The organism is Sinorhizobium mexicanum (assembly GCF_013488225.1).
GTDB classification, from domain to species: Bacteria; Pseudomonadota; Alphaproteobacteria; order Rhizobiales; family Rhizobiaceae; genus Sinorhizobium; species Sinorhizobium mexicanum.
Genome location: NZ_CP041238.1, coordinates 325,571 through 346,658 on the forward strand (window position 1 = coordinate 325,571; position 21,088 = coordinate 346,658).

The 21,088-nt window shown below is 61.7% G+C and carries 19 protein-coding genes and 2 tRNA genes; 10 read left to right on the top strand and 11 right to left on the bottom strand.

The features are described from left to right. Positions 1 to 450: 450 nt before the first annotated feature. The 3 genes from pnp (at position 451) to FKV68_RS01470 (ending at position 4,188) form a co-directional block, all read left to right on the top strand. Entirely contained in the window at positions 451 to 2,604 is a 2,154-nt protein-coding gene (pnp, locus tag FKV68_RS01460; RefSeq protein WP_180939797.1) for a polyribonucleotide nucleotidyltransferase, read from the top strand. A gap of 194 nt (positions 2,605 to 2,798) precedes the next feature. Beyond that, complete coding sequence (locus FKV68_RS01465) at positions 2,799 to 3,815, top strand: class I SAM-dependent methyltransferase (protein WP_180939798.1); 1,017 nt, start codon at positions 2,799 to 2,801, stop codon at positions 3,813 to 3,815. A 136-nt stretch (positions 3,816 to 3,951) separates the two neighbouring features. Then, a complete protein-coding gene (locus tag FKV68_RS01470) occupies positions 3,952 to 4,188 on the top strand; it encodes a hypothetical protein (protein WP_180939799.1) in 237 nt (78 codons plus the stop codon). Positions 4,189 to 4,379: 191 nt separating this feature from the next. Here the strand turns inward: FKV68_RS01470 and fabI are convergent, their stop codons facing one another. Genes fabI through fabA form a run of 3 tightly spaced genes read right to left on the bottom strand, consistent with a single transcriptional unit; the run spans position 4,380 to position 6,974 of the window. Further along, complete coding sequence (gene fabI / locus FKV68_RS01475; RefSeq protein WP_180939800.1) at positions 4,380 to 5,186, bottom strand: enoyl-ACP reductase FabI; 807 nt, start codon at positions 5,184 to 5,186, stop codon at positions 4,380 to 4,382. Between the two features lie 4 nt (positions 5,187 to 5,190). Then, positions 5,191 to 6,411: a beta-ketoacyl-ACP synthase I gene (gene fabB / locus FKV68_RS01480; RefSeq protein ID WP_180939801.1), complete on the bottom strand. Its 1,221-nt coding sequence runs from the start codon at positions 6,409 to 6,411 to the stop codon at positions 5,191 to 5,193. A 47-nt stretch (positions 6,412 to 6,458) separates the two neighbouring features. Next, positions 6,459 to 6,974 (bottom strand): 3-hydroxyacyl-[acyl-carrier-protein] dehydratase FabA, encoded by a 516-nt coding sequence (gene fabA, locus FKV68_RS01485; protein WP_180939802.1) that lies wholly within the window; start codon positions 6,972 to 6,974, stop codon positions 6,459 to 6,461. Between the two features lie 388 nt (positions 6,975 to 7,362). On the opposite strand from fabA, the gene irrA reads away from it, so the two are divergent. Further along, positions 7,363 to 7,785, top strand: a complete 423-nt coding sequence (gene irrA / locus FKV68_RS01490) for an iron response transcriptional regulator IrrA (RefSeq protein WP_153442464.1) — start codon at positions 7,363 to 7,365, stop codon at positions 7,783 to 7,785. A gap of 59 nt (positions 7,786 to 7,844) precedes the next feature. On the opposite strand, the gene FKV68_RS01495 is transcribed toward irrA, so the two are convergent. The 4 genes from FKV68_RS01495 to FKV68_RS01510 all read right to left on the bottom strand — a co-directional run bounded on the left by FKV68_RS01495 (position 7,845) and on the right by FKV68_RS01510 (position 10,457). After that, positions 7,845 to 8,480, bottom strand: coding sequence for a trimeric intracellular cation channel family protein (locus FKV68_RS01495; RefSeq protein ID WP_180939803.1), 636 nt, complete (start codon positions 8,478 to 8,480; stop codon positions 7,845 to 7,847). A 270-nt stretch (positions 8,481 to 8,750) separates the two neighbouring features. After that, the gene (locus tag FKV68_RS01500; RefSeq protein ID WP_180939804.1) at positions 8,751 to 9,536 is read right to left on the bottom strand and encodes a YdcF family protein; all 786 of its coding nucleotides are present in this window, start codon (positions 9,534 to 9,536) and stop codon (positions 8,751 to 8,753) included. A 202-nt stretch (positions 9,537 to 9,738) separates the two neighbouring features. Further along, positions 9,739 to 9,814, bottom strand: a tRNA-Ala gene (locus FKV68_RS01505). A gap of 253 nt (positions 9,815 to 10,067) precedes the next feature. Next, entirely contained in the window at positions 10,068 to 10,457 is a 390-nt protein-coding gene (locus FKV68_RS01510; protein WP_180939805.1) for a TIGR02300 family protein, read from the bottom strand. Between the two features lie 286 nt (positions 10,458 to 10,743). Between FKV68_RS01510 and aroA the strand changes: the two genes are divergently transcribed. The 3 genes from aroA to rpsA all read left to right on the top strand — a co-directional run bounded on the left by aroA (position 10,744) and on the right by rpsA (position 14,618). Next, entirely contained in the window at positions 10,744 to 12,111 is a 1,368-nt protein-coding gene (gene aroA, locus FKV68_RS01515) for a 3-phosphoshikimate 1-carboxyvinyltransferase (protein ID WP_180939806.1), read from the top strand. Beyond that, on the top strand, positions 12,111 to 12,749 hold the full coding sequence (gene cmk, locus FKV68_RS01520; RefSeq protein ID WP_180939807.1) for a (d)CMP kinase: 639 nt from the start codon (positions 12,111 to 12,113) through the stop codon (positions 12,747 to 12,749). The genes aroA and cmk overlap by 1 nt, the downstream gene beginning before the upstream one ends. A gap of 162 nt (positions 12,750 to 12,911) precedes the next feature. Beyond that, positions 12,912 to 14,618, top strand: coding sequence for a 30S ribosomal protein S1 (gene rpsA / locus FKV68_RS01525; protein WP_136509254.1), 1,707 nt, complete (start codon positions 12,912 to 12,914; stop codon positions 14,616 to 14,618). 81 nt (positions 14,619 to 14,699) lie between these two features. Here the strand turns inward: rpsA and FKV68_RS01530 are convergent, their stop codons facing one another. Then, positions 14,700 to 16,343, bottom strand: coding sequence for a hypothetical protein (locus FKV68_RS01530; protein WP_180939808.1), 1,644 nt, complete (start codon positions 16,341 to 16,343; stop codon positions 14,700 to 14,702). A 477-nt stretch (positions 16,344 to 16,820) separates the two neighbouring features. On the opposite strand from FKV68_RS01530, the gene FKV68_RS01535 reads away from it, so the two are divergent. After that, positions 16,821 to 17,150: a DUF6665 family protein gene (locus tag FKV68_RS01535; RefSeq protein ID WP_180939809.1), complete on the top strand. Its 330-nt coding sequence runs from the start codon at positions 16,821 to 16,823 to the stop codon at positions 17,148 to 17,150. 7 nt (positions 17,151 to 17,157) lie between these two features. On the opposite strand, the gene FKV68_RS01540 is transcribed toward FKV68_RS01535, so the two are convergent. Beyond that, on the bottom strand, positions 17,158 to 18,231 hold the full coding sequence (locus tag FKV68_RS01540; protein ID WP_180939810.1) for a hypothetical protein: 1,074 nt from the start codon (positions 18,229 to 18,231) through the stop codon (positions 17,158 to 17,160). A 347-nt stretch (positions 18,232 to 18,578) separates the two neighbouring features. Next, a complete protein-coding gene (locus FKV68_RS01545; RefSeq protein WP_180939811.1) occupies positions 18,579 to 19,016 on the bottom strand; it encodes a BA14K family protein in 438 nt (145 codons plus the stop codon). A gap of 340 nt (positions 19,017 to 19,356) precedes the next feature. On the opposite strand from FKV68_RS01545, the gene FKV68_RS01550 reads away from it, so the two are divergent. Beyond that, positions 19,357 to 19,441 (top strand) — tRNA-Leu (locus FKV68_RS01550). A 279-nt stretch (positions 19,442 to 19,720) separates the two neighbouring features. Here FKV68_RS01550 and FKV68_RS01555 read toward each other — a convergent pair. Next, positions 19,721 to 19,942, bottom strand: a complete 222-nt coding sequence (locus tag FKV68_RS01555; RefSeq protein ID WP_180939812.1) for a hypothetical protein — start codon at positions 19,940 to 19,942, stop codon at positions 19,721 to 19,723. 488 nt (positions 19,943 to 20,430) lie between these two features. On the opposite strand from FKV68_RS01555, the gene FKV68_RS01560 reads away from it, so the two are divergent. Beyond that, on the top strand, positions 20,431 to 21,084 hold the full coding sequence (locus FKV68_RS01560) for a DUF6647 family protein (RefSeq protein ID WP_180939813.1): 654 nt from the start codon (positions 20,431 to 20,433) through the stop codon (positions 21,082 to 21,084). Positions 21,085 to 21,088: the final 4 nt, after the last annotated feature.

A 21,088-nucleotide genomic window follows, 5' to 3' on the forward strand; every position in this document is an offset into this window, starting at 1 on the left:
TTGACCGGCGGATCGCTTGCGGTCCGCCGGTTTTTTATCGGGCGCTAGATCGCCTGCTGCATGCTTCCTTAAATCGGGACCGATTGACGGATAAAATCATGCAGAAATTCAAAGTGCTGCTGCGACCTTTGTATGTCTGAAAAGACGCGCGGCGCTGCAGGAAATCGTCTCTCCACTGTCGCCTGAGGCGCAGAATTGGAGAGAATGTCCAGCGAACCGGATGGGCCGGTATCGCGGATCAACCGATGGCCCGTCATGGGGCAGGATTGCAGGATGCTTCGGCGCCCGCATGCCGTGAGCTGCCACGCGGGCAGCACGGCGAGACGGAACCGAGCTGGTTTGTTTTGAAGCCTCCCGTTGTCTTGCCCGTGATGCGCCACCACCAAGCGGCTTTCCGATCATCCGCGCTGCAACAGCCGCGGAAGGTCTCCCGCACACGAAGGACAGAACATGTTCGAGACCCACAAGGTAGAAATCGAATGGGCAGGGCGTCCGCTCAAGCTCGAGACAGGCAAGATCGCGCGTCAGGCTGACGGTGCCGTTCTCGCCACCTACGGCGAAACGGTGGTGCTCGCCACCGTCGTTTCGGCCAAGGCGCCGAAGCCCGGCCAGGACTTCTTCCCGCTCACCGTCAACTACCAGGAAAAGACCTACGCTGCCGGCAAGATCCCGGGCGGTTATTTCAAGCGCGAAGGCCGCCCGAGCGAAAACGAAACGCTCGTTTCCCGGCTGATCGACCGTCCGATCCGTCCGCTCTTCCCGGAAGGCTACAAGAACGACACCCAGGTGATCGTCACGGTCATGCAGCATGACCTCGAAAACAATCCGGATGTTCTCTCGATGGTTGCCGCGTCGGCCGCACTGACCCTTTCGGGCATCCCGTTCATGGGGCCGATCGGCGGCGCCCGCGTCGGCTACATCAACGGCCAATATGTGCTGAACCCGCACCTCGACGAAATGGATGAATCCTCTCTCGATCTCGTCGTCGCCGGCACCCAGGAAGCCGTGCTGATGGTCGAGTCGGAAGCCAAGGAACTGCCGGAAGACATCATGCTCGGCGCTGTCGTCTTCGGCCAGAAAGGCTTCCAGCCGGTGATCGACGCGATCATCAAGCTCGCCGAAGTTGCCGCCAAGGAGCCGCGCGAGTTCGAGCCGGAAGATCATTCCGCCCTCGAAAACGCCATGCTTTCGATTGCCGAAGACGAACTGCGCAATGCCTACAAGATCACCGAAAAGGCTGCCCGCTACTCTGCCGTCGACGCCGTCAAGGCCAAGGTGAAGGAACACTTCCTGCCGGAAGGCATCGAGAACCCTGCTCACACGGCGGAAGAAATCGCTGCCGTCTTCAAGCACCTGCAGGCCAAGATCGTCCGCTGGAACATCCTCGACACCCAGAGCCGCATCGACGGCCGCGACCTCGTCACGGTTCGCCCGATCGTCGCCGAAGTAGGCCTCCTGCCGCGCACGCACGGTTCCTCGCTCTTCACCCGCGGCGAAACGCAGGCGATCGTGGTTGCCACGCTCGGCACCGGCGAAGACGAGCAGTATGTCGATTCCTTGACCGGCATGTACAAGGAAAACTTCATGCTGCACTACAACTTCCCGCCCTTCTCGGTCGGTGAAACGGGCCGCATGGGTTCTCCGGGCCGTCGTGAAATCGGTCACGGCAAGCTCGCCTGGCGCGCCATCCACCCGATGCTGCCGACGGCGGAACAGTTCCCCTATACGCTGCGCGTCGTTTCCGAAATCACCGAGTCCAATGGCTCCTCCTCGATGGCCACCGTCTGCGGCACATCGCTGGCGCTGATGGATGCAGGCGTCCCGCTTGCAAAGCCCGTCGCCGGTATCGCCATGGGCCTCATCAAGGAAGGCGATCGTTTCGCCGTTCTCTCCGACATTCTCGGTGACGAAGATCATCTCGGCGACATGGACTTCAAGGTTGCGGGCACGGAAGCCGGCATCACCTCGCTGCAGATGGACATCAAGATCGAGGGCATCACCGAAGAGATCATGGGCGTTGCACTCAACCAGGCCAAGGGCGGCCGCATGCACATTCTCGGCGAAATGGCCAAGGCGATCTCCGAGAGCCGCGGCCAGCTCGGCGAATTCGCACCGCGCATCGAAGTGATGAACATCCCGGTCGACAAGATCCGTGAAGTCATCGGTTCCGGCGGCAAGGTCATCCGCGAGATCGTCGAGAAGACCGGCGCCAAGATCAACATCGAGGACGACGGTACGGTCAAGATCGCATCCTCGTCCGCCAAGGAGATCGAAGCGGCCCGCAAATGGATCCACTCGATCGTCGCCGAGCCGGAAGTCGGCCAGATCTACGAAGGCACGGTCGTCAAGACCGCCGATTTCGGCGCCTTCGTCAACTTCTTCGGCGCCCGCGACGGCCTGGTCCACATCTCGCAGCTCGCGTCCGAACGGGTCGCCAAGACAACCGACGTCGTCAAGGAAGGCGATAAGGTTTGGGTCAAGCTGATGGGCTTCGACGAGCGCGGCAAGGTTCGCCTCTCCATGAAGGTCGTCGATCAGGCGACCGGCAAGGAGGTCGTCGCTGAGAAGGCCGAGAAGAAGGACGGCGGCGAAGCGGCCGAATAAGCCTGCCCCTCCGAGATATCAGCGCGGGATGAGGAAAGTGTGCGCGGTTTTCCGCCCGCATCCCGCGCTAACTTTCTAGAGTCGATCACGCTTATGATTTTGGGTCGGTTCGACCCAAAATCATCGTGATCTAGGGGGCGTGGAGCGGATCGCTCTGCGCCCCCTTTCTGTAAGCAACGAACGGATTCGATCTCATGAGCCGCGACGCACTGAAGACCTTGTTCCACCCTTTCGAGACCGGTGTCATCGATCCTCCGGGAGAGGATGAACGCGTGCTCTTTCTCGGGGCGGAGGCGGGCTACAGGCTGCCGCAGGGCTTTTCCGCCTCGATTGCCGCCGTGCAGCCCCTGAGGCCGCTCTATCGCGCACTGGAAGCGGCACGTGCCGACGTAACTCCGCTCGCCGAGGGCGACGAATATGACGCCGCGCTGGTGCTTTGCGGCAAGCACAAGGGCGAAAACGAGGACCGGATCGCCGAGGCGCTCAAGCGCACCCGCGCCGGCGCACTGATCGTTATAGCAGGTGGTAAGGAGGACGGGATCCAGTCGCTGCGCAAGAGGATCGGCAAATTCGGTTGGGACGGGGACTCGCTGCCGAAATACCATGGTGTCGCCTTCTGGTTCACCCGCCCCGAAGATGTGTCGGACGCCATGTCTCAGCTTGCCAAGGTGCCGGTGCGTGTCGACGGGCTGTTCGAGGCGACGCCAGGAATGTTCTCTCATGACCGGGTCGATGCCGGTTCGGAGCTTCTTGCCTCGCGCCTGCCCAAGGATCTTACCGGCCACGCGGCCGATTTCGGTGCCGGCTGGGGTTATCTCTCGGTGATGCTCGCCCACGCCTCGCGGGGCCTGAAGGGCATCGATCTTTTCGAGGCGGACTATGAAGCCTTGGAGGCCGCACGCGTCAACATGATGGCGAACGCCCCCTCGATCCCGGCCCGCTTCTATTGGCACGACCTGACCACCGAGGAGACCCGCGACAAATACGATTTGATCGTCATGAATCCGCCCTTTCACGAGGGGCACGCCGCAGAGCCGTCGCTCGGTGCCGCGATCATCAAATCCGCCGCCAAGGCCTTGAAGCACGGCGGCAAGCTGATGCTGGTTGCCAATCGCGGCCTGGCCTACGAGCAGGTTCTTGCGGAAAACTTCAAGGAGAGCGGCGAGACCTGCCGCAATGCGCGCTTCAAGGTGCTCTGGGCGAAACGCTAGGACGCTCCGGACGGCGCCGCAGCTCAGCTGTGACGCGTCGTCGTTTCCAGTTGCCAGCAGGGACGATCAGGCACACCATGTCGTGCCGGGCATGACGGCATACAGCACGAGCGTCTTTGCAGGAGAGGAGCAGGCTATGGGATTCGGACCCGCTCGACCACCTATGATGGAAGATGTCGAAGAGGTGATTGCGCGCGACATCAAGAGTGCCGAAGGGCACGGCGAGACGTCGGAAGTTCCCCTGCCGTTCCTGCGCAACCTCTATCGCGTGCCGCTTGTGTCGGGAAAGCTGCAGCATATGCGTCGCGCCGTTGTCGGCCTCGGGCTTTTGGCCATTCTGTTCGGATTGATCTGGGCCTGGACGGCGGGCTGATCCGAGTGCGAGCAATGCCAGGAAAGGTGTGTAATGGTTTTCCCGGCGGATTTGCGTCGATCTGCTGCATGTTTCCTTAAATCGTAACCGATTTAAGGACCAAAACATGCAGCAATTCAAAGTGCTAAAGCCTCCTTTGCGCGTCTGATAAGACGCGGGGGCGCTTTCGTGAATAAGCCGGATCGGCTGTCTTACTCCACGTCGGCGGTGCGCAGTGCCTCGAGCGTCGGCATGGAGGTGATGTTGTAGCCGGAATCCACATAGTGGATTTCGCCTGTGACGCCGCGCGAAAGATCGGAAAGAAGGTACAGCGCCGAATTGCCGACATCGTCGATCGTCACCGTCCGGCGCAGCGGCGAATTCTTCTGCTGCCAGGAAAGCATCGCACGGGCGTCCGAGATGCCGGCGCCGGCGAGCGTGCGGATCGGCCCGGCGGAGATCGCGTTGACGCGGATGCCGCGGGTGCCGTAGTCGGCGGCGAGATAGCGCACCGAAGCCTCGAGCGCCGCCTTGGCAACACCCATCACATTGTAGTTCGGCATCACCCGCGTCGAGCCGCCATAGGTCAGCGTCAGCATCGTGCCGCCTTCGTTCATCAGTTCGGCGGCGCGCCTGGCGATCTCGGTGAAGGAGAAGCAGGAGATGACCATGGTGCGGCTGAAGTTGTCGCGCGTGGTATCCGCGTAAAGTCCCTTCAACTCGTTCTTGTCGGAGAAGCCGATGGCGTGAACGATGAAATCAAGCTTTCCCCAGCGCTCCTTGATCGCAGAGATCACGGCGTCGACTGAGGCGATGTCCTCGACGTCGCAGGGCAGCAGGAAGTCGGAATTGACTTCCGCGGCGAGCGGCTTCACCCGCTTGCCGAGCGCTTCGCCCTGATAGGTGAAGGCGAGTTCGGCACCCTGGGCGGCGAGCGCCTTCGAGATTCCCCAGGCAATAGAATGGTTGTTGGCCACACCCATGATGAGGCCGCGCTTTCCGTTCATCAGTCCGTTCATTGTGTTATCCGTTATAGCGCTGGAAGACGAGCGTGGCGTTGGTGCCGCCGAAGCCGAACGAGTTCGAAAGAACGGTGTCGATCTTGGCGTTGTCGATCCGCTTGCGAACGATCGGTACGCCTTCGAACTCGGGATCGAGCTCGCTGATATGCGCGCTTTCGCCGATGAAGCCGGCCTGCATCATCAGCAGGCCGTAGATCGATTCCTGCACGCCGGCAGCACCCAGCGAATGGCCTGTGAGAGATTTGGTCGACTGGATATGTGGCATCTTCTCGCCGAAAACCTCGCGGATGGCGCCGATTTCCTTGGAGTCGCCGACTGGCGTCGAGGTTCCGTGGGTGTTGATGTAGTCGATATCGCCCTTCACGGTCGCGAGCGCCTGACGCATGCACCGCACGGCGCCTTCACCGGACGGGGCAACCATGTCGTAGCCGTCGGAGGTTGCGCCATAACCGACGATCTCGGCATAGATCTTGGCGCCGCGGGCCTTCGCATGCTCCAGCTCCTCGAGCACCAGAACGCCGGCGCCGCCAGCAATCACGAAGCCGTCGCGGTTGACGTCATAGGCGCGCGAGGCCGCGGACGGCGTGTCGTTGAACTTCGAGGACATCGCGCCCATGGCGTCGAAAAGATTGGACATGGTCCAGTCGAGATCCTCGTGGCCGCCGGCGAACATCACGTCCTGCTTGCCCCACTGGATCATCTCGGCAGCATTGCCGATGCAGTGCGCCGAGGTTGAGCAGGCGGACGAGATCGAGTAGTTGACGCCATGGATCTGGAACCAGGTCGCAAGCGTGGCCGAGGCCGTCGAGGACATCGCCTTCGGGACTGCGAAGGGGCCGATGCGCTTGGGGCTCACGTTCTTGCGGGTGACGTCGGCAGCCTCGACGATGGTGCGGGTCGAAGGACCGCCCGAGCCCATGATGATACCGGTGCGTTCATTGGTGATGTCGCCGGCTTCGAGCCCCGAATCCGCGATTGCCTGCTTCATCGCCACGTGATTCCAGGCGCCGCCCTGCGACAGGAAGCGCATGGCGCGGCGGTCGACAAGGTCCGTCGGGTCGAGCGAAGGCGCGCCCCAGACCTGGCACTTGAAGCCGTTCTCGGCGAAATCCGGGGAAAACGTGATGCCCGATTTCGCATCGCGCAGCGACGCCGTGACTTCCTCGGCATTGTTGCCGATCGAGGAAACGATGCCGAGGCCCGTGACAACTACCCGTCTCATGGTACTGACCTTTTCTTAACTTGAACCCGTCCTGGCCGTTTTGCGGCTCAGTCGGCCTTTTCCTGGAAAAGACCGACCCTGAGGTCGCTGGCCTTGTAGATCACTTCGCCGTCGGCCTTCATCCAGCCGTCGGCAATGCCGAGCACCAGGCGGCCGCGCATCACGCGCTTGAAGTCGATGCCGTATTCGACCAGCTTGGTCTTCGGCGTCACCATCCCTGTGAATTTCACCTCGCCGGTGGAGATCGCGCGGCCCTTGCCGGGCTCGCCGAGCCAACCGAGGAAGAATCCGGTCAATTGCCACATGGCATCGAGGCCAAGGCAGCCCGGCATGACGGGGTCGCCCATGAAATGGCACGGGAAAAACCAGAGGTCCGGCGTGATGTCGAACTCGGCGCGGATGTAGCCCTTGTTGTGTGGGCCTCCGGTTTCCGAGATGTCGGTGATGCGGTTGAACATCAGCATCGGCGGCAGCGGCAGTTGGGCATTGCCAGGGCCAAACATTTCACCTCGGCCGCAGGTCAGGATTTCCTCATAGCTGAAGCTGGATTGTCTGGTTGTCATGAATGGTCGTTTCCCCGAGTGACTGAGTGTTCCCCGACCAGCTTTAGAGCAAGTTCGGGCTGAATTGAAGCGTGGCCCTGCGCCGATGGCAATCCCGCCAGCCGCAGTTTCCGCTTCGACGATATCCTATAAGGTAGTGCGGATGGCGGCGAAAACCCGCTTCACTTTTTCTCTCATGCGGCTCTTATTTGCGACATCGTTCCGCCGTCGCTTACAGTATGAATGTGGGCACGACCAGAGTTAAATGCCAGCCTTCCCCTGCTTTGGGCCGATTTTCAGGCGTTTGCACCCCCTGGAAGCTCGGAATCTATTGAAAGCGGCGGCGGCAGAAGTTATATCGCAAACGGATAATCTGTGAATTTTGGTCAGGATACCGAAACGGCTGCGTATGACGAAAGCACCACAAATGTGTTCGCAGGAGAGGCTGCGCAATTCGGGGTTGCGCCCGACACGCCAGCGTGTCGCGCTTGCGGATCTCATTTTCGCCAAGGGCGACCGTCACTTGACCGTCGAGGAACTGCACGAAGAGGCGGTCGAGGCCGGCGTCCCGGTTTCGCTTGCCACCGTCTACAACACGCTGCACCAGTTCACCGAAGCGGGCATGATCCGCGTGCTGGCGGTCGAGAGCGCCAAAACCTATTTCGACACCAACGTGTCCGACCACCATCACTTCTTCGTCGAAGGTCAGAATGAGGTGCTCGACATTCCGGTGAGCAATATCCAGATCGACAATCTTCCGGAGCCTCCGGAAGGCATGGAAATCTCCCATGTCGATGTCGTGGTCCGCCTGCGTCGCAAGTCCGACCGCTGACCACAGGACCGGCGCCGCGCCCGCCGGACGCTGAAGGCGCCTGATAGTTTCCAGGACTTCTACATCACGTCGTTCGGGTGACGGCCCGGACCGGCCTTGTCGATCGGCAACGTCCAGCCATACCGCAACGCACCGCCGCGCACGGCAAAGGCCGCCAGCACGCCGAGTGCCGATGTCACGGCCAACGGCATGCCGATCATCGTCGCGGATACGAAAGCGCCGGCGCCGACAAGAGCCGCGGTGACGTAGATCTCCGGCCGCAGCAGCACGGAGGGCTCTCCGGCCAGCAGGTCGCGCAGGATGCCGCCAAAGGTTGCCGTCAGCATGCCGGTCACGATCGCGACGACCGGCGAGCCTGTCGCCGCCAGGCCTTTCGCTGCACCCATGACGCAATAGGCCGAAAGGCCGACCGCATCGAGCCAAACGAGCATGCGGTAGCGGGATTCGAAGCGGTGGGAAGTTAGGAACACCAGGAGCCCGACCGAGGCGCAGACAATCAGATAGGCCGGGTTCAATACCCAGAACACGGGTGTTGCCCCCAGGATCACGTCGCGCATCGTGCCGCCGCCGATGCCGGTGACCGACGCCAGGAAGAGATAGCCGATGATATCGAGCTGCTTGCGGGACGCCGAAAGCGCGCCTGTCGCGGCGAAGACGGCCACACCGGCATAATCGAGGATTTCAAGGATCGGCATGGATGCTCCGCTTTGGACTGCGTTGATCCGGGATCGACGCTATCCGCGATCATTAGCGCAACGCTGGAAATAAGTCAGCGGGCGGCTCTATCATCAGGATATGCGCCCCTCTCGAGGTCGAAGGCACTCGCTCGTCACTCTGGCCCTCTCCCTGTCAGGACGCGGAGAGGGCCAGGGAGGCCCCGGCTCGTCCCTTCGCCCCGCATGCGGGGAGAAGGTGGCCGGCAGGCCGGATGAGGGGCGTCACCGGCACGCCGTGTCGCGACAGATCTAACGCGGCAAAAGCGTCTGCGTCCGGCCGAGCAGGTAATACGCAAGCAGCCCGGTCCATTCCTTGGCGGCGGTCGTCGTCAGCTGCGCGTTGAGCGCAGGCTGGGTGAAGTCAAAGCCGAGCCGCACCTTGCCGCTCGTGCGATAATCCGTCGGCCACGGCATCACGTCGATACCGAACGAACGAAAGAGGCCGACCGAGCGCGGCATGTGGTAGGCTGAGGTGACGAGCGCGCAGTGCTCCATTCGGTTTGCGCTCAACAGATCCCTGGTATTGCGTGCGTTCTCGAAGGTGGTGCGCGAGTCTTCCTCGCGGACGAGGCGTTCGGGGGCGATGCCGAACGCATCGAAGAACGCCCGCGAGGCTTCCGCGTCGCCGGCATAGCCGCCACTCAAGGAGCCATCGCCGCCCGACACGAGGATGCGGGCAGCAGGATAGGTCTTGGCGAGCCGGACGGTCTCGACGAAGCGCTCCGCCGCCTGGTTGAGTTCGATGCCGCCGCGCCCGGCAATCACCACGTTCTCGAAGGCGCCGCCAAGCACGATGATGCAGGAGAGCTCCGCCGGCGGGGAGGGGCGGGGGAACCGATCCTCGAGGATCTGCAGAAAATAGGAGCCTGTTGTCGTGAACAGCGTCACGAACAGCGCCACGAGGCCGAGTGAGCCGAAGACACCGCCGATGCGCGCGCGGCCGCGCAGCGCCAGCACAAAGCCGATAAGGATGCTGAAGAAGGCGAGCGAAAGCGGCTGGGCAAGGAGCCAGAAGATCTTGGAGGCAAGAAACATGAGGTAATCGTTGTGGCGCCTGATTGGTTAATTTTCTGCAAATTCCGGCGTCATCATGCGGGCAGCGAGGCCGTCGCGTTCGTCACCGGCTGAACCTGTCGTAACCCAGACGACATTCTGACGACGTTGCCGAGAATGCAACGCGTACGCGCAAGAATCTGCGCGGTCAGAGGCCTTCGTATCGCAAGTCATTGGAAAATTTTGGTGGAGCTAAGCGGGATCGAACCGCTGACCTCTTGCATGCCATGCAAGCGCTCTCCCAGCTGAGCTATAGCCCCATCAGGGTCCGGCAGTGCCGGTTCCGGGAAGATCGTCAGGCGTTTTGCCCGGCGAGTGGCGGCTTATTACTTCTGCTTTTGGCAGATGGCAAGCCGAAAATTTAAAGCCGGTGCGATTTTGTTGCTCGTTCCGGGAAAACGTCCCGACCGCGAGGTGTTGCAGCGGGCGGGGCGTCTTTCATGCGTGATTTGAAACGCTTAGCGTGATGAAGAAATGTGTGCGACGGGTTTCCCGCCCACATCTTGCCGATGATTAGACGTCTTCGTCCTCGTCGGAGACGCCGATGAGGTCGCTCATATCGTCGTCTTCGTCCTCGTCGTCGGTCTCGAGGAAGGTGTCGTCGTCGTCGCCGTCGATCTCGACATCGTCGTCGCCGAGATCCGGCAGGTCGTCGCCGCCCGATGCCTCGTCGTCGGCATCTTCGAGCGAAACGAGTTCGACCTCGGTGTTCTCTGCATCGACTTCCGTTACGTCTTCCTCTTCTTCCTTCTCGAGCACCTTGGCGACGGAGCTCTCCTCGAAGAAGGACAGCGGATAGGACTTGCCCGTGTAGGGGGAGACGATCGGATCACGGTTCAGATCGTAGAATTTGCGCCCCGTTTCCGGGTCGATGCGCTTTGTTCCAAGTTCCGGTTTTGCCACAGTCAAAGCCTCTTGAATGGCCGGACGAACCGGCTCTTGCCGGAAAGCCGGCGGGTGGAAAGTTATCAAGCTTATGATGATTAGCCGGTCCCCATAATCGTCTTGACGACTTCTGTCAAAGACAAACTTCGGCCCGGCCTCGCTCGCATTTTCTTCGTCCGGGAGGATGACCCTATTTGTGCTTTATGTTAGGGAGCCGGCGAGACCGGCGGTCAGCTGCCTAACGCGCGAGAAGGGCGTGATGTTCCGTGGCCGCCGGCAGCCGGATTGTCAGAGGAAAAACATCATGTCCCATGGCTCAAGCCCGCGGCCTGCCACCGCAAAGAAGTCTTCCGATCTCAAGGGTACGGTCCGCATTCCCGGCGACAAGTCGATCTCGCATCGCTCCTTCATGTTCGGCGGTCTTGCCTCGGGTGAGACGCGCATCACCGGCCTGCTCGAGGGCGAGGACGTGATCAACACCGGCAAGGCGATGCAGGCCATGGGCGCCAGGATCCGCAAGGAGGGCGACGCCTGGATCATCGACGGCGTCGGCAACGGCGCGCTGCTCGCGCCGGAAGCGCCGCTCGATTTCGGCAATGCCGGCACTGGCTGCCGGCTGACCATGGGCCTTGTCGGCGTCTATGATTTCGACTCGACGTTCATCGGCGATGCGTCGCTCACCAAGCGGCCGATGGGTCGCGTGCTGAACCCGCTGAGGGAAATGGGCGTCCAGGTGAACTCGGCCGAAGGCGACCGGCTGCCGGTGACGCTGCGTGGTCCGAAGACGCCGAACCCGATCACCTATCGCGTGCCGATGGCCTCCGCCCAGGTGAAATCGGCCGTGCTGCTCGCCGGCCTCAACACGCCCGGCATCACCACCGTCATCGAGCCGGTGATGACGCGCGACCACACCGAAAAGATGCTGCAGGGTTTCGGCGCCAGTCTGACGGTCGAAACCGATGCGGACGGCGTACGCACCATCCGCCTCGAAGGGCGCGGCAAGCTGACGGGCCAGGTGATCGACGTCCCCGGCGATCCGTCCTCGACAGCCTTCCCGCTGGTGGCTGCCCTTCTCGTGCCGGGCTCTGACGTCACCATCCTCAACGTCTTGATGAATCCGACACGCACCGGCCTCATCCTGACCCTGCAGGAAATGGGCGCCAACATCGAAGTCATGAATGCGCGGCTTGCCGGCGGCGAGGATGTCGCCGATCTCCGCGTGCGTTTTTCGGAGCTTCAGGGTGTCATGGTGCCGGACGAGCGCGCCCCCTCGATGATCGACGAATATCCGGTGCTCGCCGTCGCTGCCGCTTTTGCGGAGGGCACGACCGTCATGAACGGCCTCGACGAACTGCGCGTCAAGGAATCCGACCGCCTCTCCGCCGTCGCCGACGGCCTGAAGCTCAACGGCGTCGACTGTGACGAAGGCGAAGCCTCGCTGGTCGTCCGCGGCCGCCCCGGCGGCAAGGGCCTCGGCAATGCCTCTGGCGGCGAGGTCAAGACCCATCTCGACCACCGCATCGCCATGAGCTTCCTCGTCATGGGGCTCGCCTCCGAGCATCCGGTGACGGTTGACGATGCTACGATGATCGCAACGAGCTTCCCGGAGTTCATGGATTTGATGACGGGGTTGGGCGCGAAGATCGAGCAGACGGAAGCCAAGGTCGCTTAATGACACTCATCATCGCCATCGACGGACCCGCTGCCGCCGGCAAGGGGACGCTCTCGCGGCGGATTGCCGAGGAATACGGCTTCCACCATCTCGACACCGGGCTCACCTATCGTGCCACCGCCAAGGCGCTTCTCGATGCCGGGCTGCCGCTCGACGACGAGGCGGTCGCAGAGAAGATGGCGCGCGAGGTCGAGCTTGCGGGGCTTGATCGCTCGGTGCTCTCGGCCCATCAGATCGGCGAGGCGGCGTCGAAGATCGCAGTCATGCCGGCCGTGCGTCGGGCGCTGGTGGAGGCACAGCGCGGCTTCTCGCGGAAGGAGCCGGGCACCGTGCTCGACGGGCGCGACATCGGCACCATTGTCTGCCCCGACGCCGCCGTGAAGCTCTATGTGACGGCCTCCCCGGAAGTCAGGGCGAAAAGGCGCTACGACGAGATCATCGCAGGCGGTGGCTCGGCCGATTACGCCGCCATCTTCGAGGATGTGAAAAAGCGCGACGAGCGCGACATGGGCCGGGCCGACAGCCCGCTTCGCCCGGCGGCGGATGCGCACTTGCTTGACACTTCCGAAATGAGTATAGAGGCGGCATTCCAGGCGGCGAAGATGCTGATCGACGCGGCCTTGCAAAAGAAGATTTGAAGAAAGCCATCGTCGGCTCGTGCCGGATCGCCTTCTTTTAAAGCCTGAAATTCCGTCCACGCGCCGGATTGCTCCTTCAGATGGGGCGGACTGGGTTCAGGCCCATTTAACGCTAACCCCCGGCGCATGTGTGTCTCTTCGCGAGATGCATCAGGAGATTTTATGTCTGCAACCAACCCCACCCGTGATGATTTCGCGGCGCTTCTCGAAGAGTCCTTCGCCAAGACGGACCTCGCCGAAGGCTATGTCGCCAAGGGCGTCATCACCGCGATCGAAAAGGACGTCGCGATCGTCGACGTCGGTCTGAAGGTCGAAGGCCGCGTGCCGCTGAAGGAATTCGGCGCCAAGGCCAAGGACGGCTCTCTCAAGGTCGGCGACGAAGTCGAAGTCTATGTCGAGCGCATCGAAAATGCGCTCGGCGAAGCCGTTCTGTCGCGCGAAAAGGCTCGCCGCGAGGAAAGCTGGCAGCGCCTGGAAGTGAAGTTCGAAGCCGGCGAACGCGTCGAAGGCATCATCTTCAACCAGGTCAAGGGCGGCTTCACCGTCGATCTCGACGGCGCCGTAGCCTTCCTGCCGCGTTCGCAGGTCGACATCCGTCCGATCCGCGACGTCACCCCGCTGATGCACAACCCGCAGCCCTTCGAAATCCTCAAGATGGACAAGCGCCGCGGCAACATCGTCGTTTCGCGCCGTACGGTTCTCGAAGAGTCCCGCGCCGAGCAGCGTTCTGAAATCGTTCAGAACCTCGAGGAAGGCCAGGTTGTCGAGGGTGTCGTCAAGAACATCACCGATTACGGTGCGTTCGTCGACCTCGGCGGCATCGACGGCCTGCTGCACGTGACCGACATGGCATGGCGTCGCGTCAACCATCCGTCGGAAATCCTGAACATCGGCCAGCAGGTCAAGGTTCAGATCATCCGCATCAATCAGGAAACCCACCGCATCTCGCTCGGTATGAAGCAGCTCGAGTCCGATCCGTGGGATGGCATTGGCGCCAAGTACCCGGTCGGCAAGAAGATCTCCGGTACCGTCACGAACATCACCGACTACGGTGCGTTCGTCGAGCTGGAGCCGGGCATCGAAGGCCTGATCCACATCTCCGAAATGTCCTGGACCAAGAAGAACGTTCACCCCGGCAAGATCCTGTCCACCAGCCAGGAAGTCGACGTGGTCGTTCTCGAAGTCGATCCGACCAAGCGTCGTATCTCGCTCGGTCTCAAGCAGACGCTCGAGAACCCGTGGCAGGCATTCGCGCATAGCCACCCGGCCGGCACCGAAGTCGAAGGCGAAGTCAAGAACAAGACCGAATTCGGCCTGTTCATCGGCCTCGACGGCGATGTCGACGGCATGGTCCACCTCTCCGACCTCGACTGGAACCGTCCGGGCGAGCAGGTCATCGAAGAATACAACAAGGGCGATGTCGTCCGTGCTGTCGTTCTCGATGTGGACGTCGAGAAGGAGCGCATCTCGCTCGGCATCAAGCAGCTCGGCAAGGATTCTGTCGGTGAAGCTGCCGCTTCCGGCGAACTGCGCAAGAACGCCGTTGTTTCGGCCGAAGTCATCGCGATCAACGATGGTGGCATCGAAGTGAAGCTCGTGAACCACGAAGACATCACCTCGTTCATCCGTCGTGCGGACCTGTCGCGTGACCGTGACGAACAGCGTCCGGAGCGCTTCTCGGTTGGTCAGGTTGTTGACGCCCGCGTCACCAACTTCTCCAAGAAGGACCGCAAGATCCAGCTGTCGATCAAGGCTCTGGAAATCGCGGAAGAGAAGGAAGCCGTCGCTCAGTTCGGTTCGTCCGACTCCGGCGCTTCGCTCGGCGACATTCTTGGCGCCGCTCTGAAGAACCGCCAGACCAACGAGTAATCGTTGCGGAATTTGAAATGACGAGCCCGCGGAGAGTGATCTCCGCGGGCTTTTTCGTTGAGCGGCAAAAGAAAACGGCGTTTAGCCGAGACCGCCGAGCTTTCTGTAAAGATCATAGGCATCGATGGCGCCCGGCTCATCGCTCGTCTCTTCGGCTCCACCACCGGAAGATTCCTTAGCGGGCGTTTCGCGATCGCCTTCGTCGCTCTCTGCGTCTGCTCCAGCATCGCTCTCCCCGTCGCCAGTCCACTGCTGCTGGTCGGGCTTGCCTGTAACGTCTTCGGCGTCCGTCTTGGCCGGAGGGTAGGGAACGAGGGCGAATGGTATCGCCTCGCGGGGAAGCCCGTTTTCGACGAGGCGGGTGATCATCTGCTGCATCGTCGGATCGCCGCCGGCGTTCGACGCCTTTGCCTGATTGGCTGAGCGCAGCGCCGCCGTCCTCTCCGGTTCGTCGGCGGATCTGAGATCGCTTAGCGGAGCGGCCCCGGTCGCCTCGTTTCTGGAGCGTATCAACGGCGAGTGTTCCGCCGCATCGCTCTCCTGCGGTGCCGCTGGCATCGGATCGCCAGTCTCACCGTCCTTCGGTTCAGCCAGCTTTCTGCCTTCGTCCAAAACTTCCGGAAAGGCGAGGCCTTCACGGACAAGTGCTTTCACGGCGTCGGCAGAAAAACGCGCCGCCTGACCGCCTGGCTCTGCGCGCGGACCAGCAGGTCGCGTGGCGTGCCCTTCGCTATCGGGCGCGGGGCGGCCATAGGTACCATCCGCATCGAGCCCATCGTCATCGGCCGCTTCGGGACCTTCGAGCAAGGCCTCCGCATCGCTTCCGGTCTGTTCTGCGTCTTCGGGAACGAGGAGGGTCGATTCGGACGGCGAGGCGTCGAGGCGCTCCGCTTCGCCGGGGAAGCTGCCGGTGCCGGCGGGATCTTCGCCGGTGGCGCCCACTTCATCTTCCGGCTGCATTTGTGGGAGCGCCGCATCGGTCTCAGCTATTTCACCCGGCATGCCGCCGCCTACAACCGACGCCGCTGTCTCCATGTTCGGACGGGCCGAAACCGGTATCCGCTGCGTGCGCGCGTCCGAGGTCCTTGCGGCATCCGGCCTCCTGGAGTCATTTGGCGCCTCGTCCGGCGCTTCCTCGAACATCGTCTCGGTCGGATGGCCCTCTTCGTCTGCGCCGAAGGTTTTCTTCAGAACCGATTGCAGCAGCGCGACCTCGCTTGACGCCGAAGCCTTTATCGCGGCGAACTGGGGCGGTGCGGCTGTCTGCACCGGCAGATTGCGGATCGCTTCCTTGGGCTGAGATTGAGGAAATCCTGCATTGGCCCCCACTACCCCAGTTGGTGAGGTTCTTTCGCCGAGGCCGGACGGCATGGCGGTCAGCACGGCGATGCGGTGCGCGAGGCTGCGTCCGCCGAGTTGCCGCTCCAGCAGTAGACGCTCCGGCATCGGCATGGATTGCAGGAAACCGATCAGGCGCTTGACGAAATCACGGCCGCTTTCCTGCGGCAAGGGCGGAAACTTGAGGATGCGCGCAAGATCCTCCATCAACCGCACGAGCGCGTCCCTGGAAAGAACCTCCTTGCCGGAGAGATGGCGACCAAGCGCGTCGAGTATTTTCTGGATGGCCTCGGCGCGCTGACCTGATGGAAGCGCTGCATGGCGGATCTGTGACGTGGCCTCGTCGCCTGGGCCGAGCGCGCTCCTGGTCATGAGAATGGGCAGCATTCCGGTTTCCACTTCGCTTGCAGCAACGTTCTGCCGTTCTCGCAGCACCGCACGTAAAAGCGTCGAACGGCCTTAGATCGCCATGATTGCTGTCGGAGAGCGCTTCATGCGCGCAACGGCCGTGGGCCGAGCCAGCCACGGCCTGGCCGCGGATTTTACAGGCCCGCGCGTCGTATCAGACGCGCAAAGGGTCTCTGCGTGTTTTGTCCTCAAATCGTCGAAGATTGAAGCAAACATGCAGCAGGGCATGATTGTTAAGGGTAGGCCAAAGAAGTTTATGAAATCTTAACCATGTCGCCTGCTGCGCCGGAACCTTGCCGGCCACTTGCATGATGGCCTTTCCCGATCCATCCTGCCCCCTACAGTGTCGCGCGCCTTGTCAGATGCGCGACGCTGTAGCACTTCGAATGGCTGCATGTTTTATCCTTAGATCGCGACGATTGAAGGAAGCATGCAGTGGCCTTCACGGAGCTGCCGATGACATTCCGCCTTCCGCAATCGCTGGGCCGCTCGGATACAAGCAGCGGCGTGAATGTGCTCGAATATGAGCTGATGGCGGAGCGTGCCGACGCGCTTGGCCGCCACGGCTTGAAGGTGGAGAGGGCGATTGCGGCGCTGGACCAATTCGACAGCAGCAAGGAGCAGCCGGCAGCCCGTGAGCGGCTTCTCGACGAGGCGGCCGATGCTGTCTGGGCATTCCTCATTCAGCGCGAGATATGCGGCCTGCGCGACAGCCGCGACGCGGTGCGCCGTTACGGCATCCCGAAGGAGGTCATGGCCCGCCTCGGAATCGTCAGAAAGCGATAGTCAGCAATCAAAAGCCGCCCGAGGGCAAGGATCCTTGTGATCCAGCCAGCTTGCGCCTGATAAAGTCGTAGATGCCGTCTTCGTCAACGTGAAGAACGAACAGATCGCGTGCCTCGGCAGCCTGCTGGTCGGTCTGTTTTTCGCCGTCCTCATGGAGCGCAGCCATGAGGCTTGCCTCTTCCTTTGTGATTCCGGCATTGTCGCGCGCACTGGCCTGGCTTTCCGATGTGGCCTGCTTGTCGTCGCCGTGATCGTTCTGCGCCTGCGTTTCCGCGACCTCGGCACCGGCGGCGAGCACAGTCAGCATCTCGGCGGCGTCGACGCCTTCTCCGTCGGGCGGTATTTTCCCGGTGTCAATATCAGCGGCCACTTCGTTCCGTTTCCTGACGGCCTCATGCAGATCCTTGACGTCGTCGAGCTTGTCATTCGCCTCGAGCGCACGGATCGTCTTCTCGCGCTCGGCACGGGTCTCCGTATCCTCGACGCGCGTCGGATCGCTCTCAGTCCGTTCGACTTTCAGTTCCTCGAGCGATTTCGGCTTGGCGGCATCCTCCAGCCGTTGCAGCACTTTGGCCGTTTCGATGGCGTTCAGCCCGCCATCTTGCGCCTTGGTTTGCAGCGCCGCCTCGAGCTTGTCGTCTTCCGTGCCGTAGGGGTTCTTGATCGCGGCCAGGACTTCCGAGAGCGAAAGGTCGAGTGCGTCGAGGCCGAGCGTCTTCTCGATCACACGGATCTGCTCGGGCTCAAGACTGGAGAGCGCCTCTTCGAGCTGGCGCCCGTAGGCGTAGGCCGATTGGCCATCGGCGCGCTCCAGGCCGACGAGTTCACCCACCTTGCCGATCAGTTCGAGCTTCAGCTCGGTAACGTCGACCACGGCGTGATTGAAGAAGTGGTTGTTGATCTTGTCGTTGGCGGCTTTCTGTGCCTCGTCCGACTTGATCCGCGCCTTGAGGATCTTGTCCTCCTTGGTCGCTTTCGCCTTTTCCTCTTCCTCCGCGCGACGCTTTTCGATGTCCTCGATGATCGAGCCCACGAGGGTGGTCGAGACGGTCGCGCTTGCCTGCTGGGTCGGAAGCAGCATCGTTTCAGTCCGCCATCTGATTGTACCGGTCTGGAACGATAGGTGGCCGAGGTTAACTGCGCCTTAATGATGCCGGTCGAGGCCCGGGCCGGCCTCGATAGGCTTCTCGCTTAGGCGGCGCCTGTCTGGGCTTCCCCGATTCAGCGCGAGATATGCGGCCTGCACGACGGCCGCGACGCGGTGCGCAGCTAACGCGTTCCGAGGGAGCCTACGGCCCGCATCGGGATCGTCCGAAAGCGATAGGTCCGCGCTTCCGCGACGCCCGACGCGGCAGTCTGCCCAGTCGTCGCTTCAAGAATCAAGGAGGCCCGGCGGAAGCCCCCGCCGCGCCTCGTTCGAGCGGGCCTCTACCAACCCCATCCGGGTCGGTAATACCGATGTCCGTAGTAGCCGGGGCGATAATAGCCGTACGGAGCGCCGTAATACCGGTATGGATAGTAACCGGGGTAGTAGCCGGGGCCGTAATAGCGGGTCCCGTAATAATACCGGTTCCCATAGTAGTAGCGACCTGGATAGTAGCCGACGCCAGGCCCGAAATAGAAGGCGATGCCTGCCCGGCGATAGCCGGGAGAGTAACCCGGCCAGCCACCGTAATAGCCGCCGCGCCAGCGCGGATAATAACCCCGACCATAATATCCGCGGTGTGTCACGTTCAGGACATCTGCGGGGGCCTTGATCTCTATATCGAGCGCCGGACGCGGCATGGCCTGGACAGGCGCGACAGGGGTAATCATGGAGGCAGCCGCCAGTGCGCAGCTCATAACGAAATTCCGAAATCCCGTCATTTTTTCCTCACTTTCCGAAAGACGTGCTTTCCGGTTTTGTCCCTGCTCCATAAACATTTGTGTTGGTTGGTTTATTCCATGACGCCGGGTCGCGCGCACGCGTGCTCATCCGCCGGACTTCCGCGCCGATCAGCCGTCGAAGAAAGCATGCGCCTCTCCCGCGCGCATGTCACTGAAATTCTTGCCCTATCCTTGCGAGTTTGGAACACTCCGGCCGCACCGGGGGAAGGCGCGGCGCGACGAAGCGGCGCCACTCGCCGCAGCTTTTTCGTGGTCCGACACGAAAACTTCAAAATGCCTGTTGACACTTCGGCCTCGGCCTTTTACATGCCGGTCCGTCGCCCAGATGGCGGAATTGGTAGACGCGCAGGTTTCAGGTACCTGTGCCGCGAGGCGTGGAGGTTCGAGTCCTCTTCTGGGCACCATTTCCCTTTAAGTTATTGAGGCCCTTGGTTTCTAGGTAAACCGGACCACCGATCGTACCCGGGTGGTATACACGAGGCTTCGCATGACTTCGCCCACCAACCGGTTGGGTGTATCTTCCTACCAAAAGAGAATTCCCACCGGCCTCACGAGCAAAGCGTATGACAAGCTGCTTGTGCTGGAGTTCGCTTCCGAAAGCGGCGACCGCACCATAAGCGTGCCGGTGACCGTTGGCCGACCGGGACGGATGGACCGAAAGGTGTCGGATCGCGGCCTTGCGGTCAGTTTGGCGCGCGGTTTCCTGCAGCGCCTTGCGGCGGTTTCTGCCTTGCCATGCGCTTGAGGAGATAGGAATTGATTGGCTGGCGCTTGCCACCAATGTGGTTTTGGTTGGCGCCAAGGCCCACGTAGTAGTCTCCGTCGCATTCTCCTGCAGATGCAGAAGAAATAGGGGTGGTTGCGACAGCAAAAATTAACATGACGAACAGAATTCTTTCTTTCATGACTGTTTCCTCCTTAATCTCTGTCTGACCTCCTCATTCAATCTTACGCCATTTCCGATCATCGTGTCGGAGCTTTGTCGGGAGCTTCCGCGGACGCACAGCGTTCCATGACGGGATGCAAGGATCGCCGTCGTTGTTGGGAGAAGCCTCGGGGCGAGCAAGGCTCCTCGTGCAGTCGGATTGCGTGTTCAGTGCGTCCTTGCGCGCCTTCGCCGAAGTCCTCCTGCGCATGCGCGGCGAGCCCTGGCTACTGCCAGTCGCCGATGCACGGCAAGCCCACGAAATCTAGGTAGTCCTGCGAAAAACGATATGGAGAAATTGGGGGATCCGTACCGATGCGCTCGACCCGGTCGGCGCGTAGTGTGGGCCTGCCATGGGAATGGACTGCCCATTACGCCTCACGGGCTCGCTGACTCTGACGCGGAACTGAAGCCTTGCTGTGACCGACCAGCCATTTTGTTACGGCGTGTCGAGGGAGATTTGCGGCTATGCACACGCTCACGAAGCAAATGGTGCCCTGGATCTTCAGCGCAATTGCATCGACCACCCTGGCCGCATCGGCAGGAGAGCCGGCGCATCCCGACGTCAATTCTGGCGACGCGTCGAGGCAAGTGGTCCTGCCGGGCAGAGGACTCATTGTCGAGCCCGATGCCTTCGTTTTCGGGTCAGGGCCTAACCATTCGCGGCAGGCTGCGCTGAAGGCGATCGCTGCATGGCTTTCGTCGGAACTCGGTCTTCCGCTGATCGACGAACCGCCTGCCATCGAATTCGCATCCGCCAAGCGAATGATCGGTCTGCGCTATCGGGACGTGCCGTTGGACCGGTGGAGCGGAGGCGCTGCCCATCTGGACGCGCCTGGCGAACGGCCCGCCGTCGTTGCTGTTTACGATGATGAGGCAAGAACTGTCTATCTGCCGGACGGATGGACGGGGAAGACGCCGGGGGAGGTCTCCGTGCTTGTGCACGAAATGGTCCACCACATTCAGAATGTGGCAGGATTGAAGTTTGCATGCCCGGAGGAACGCGAGAAAACAGCCTTCGAAGCGCAGAAACGATGGCTGGGTCTCTTCGGTAGCGATCTCGAGGCGGAGTTCGGGCTTGATCCCTTCACACTGTTGGTCCGTACAAACTGTTTGTACTAACCGG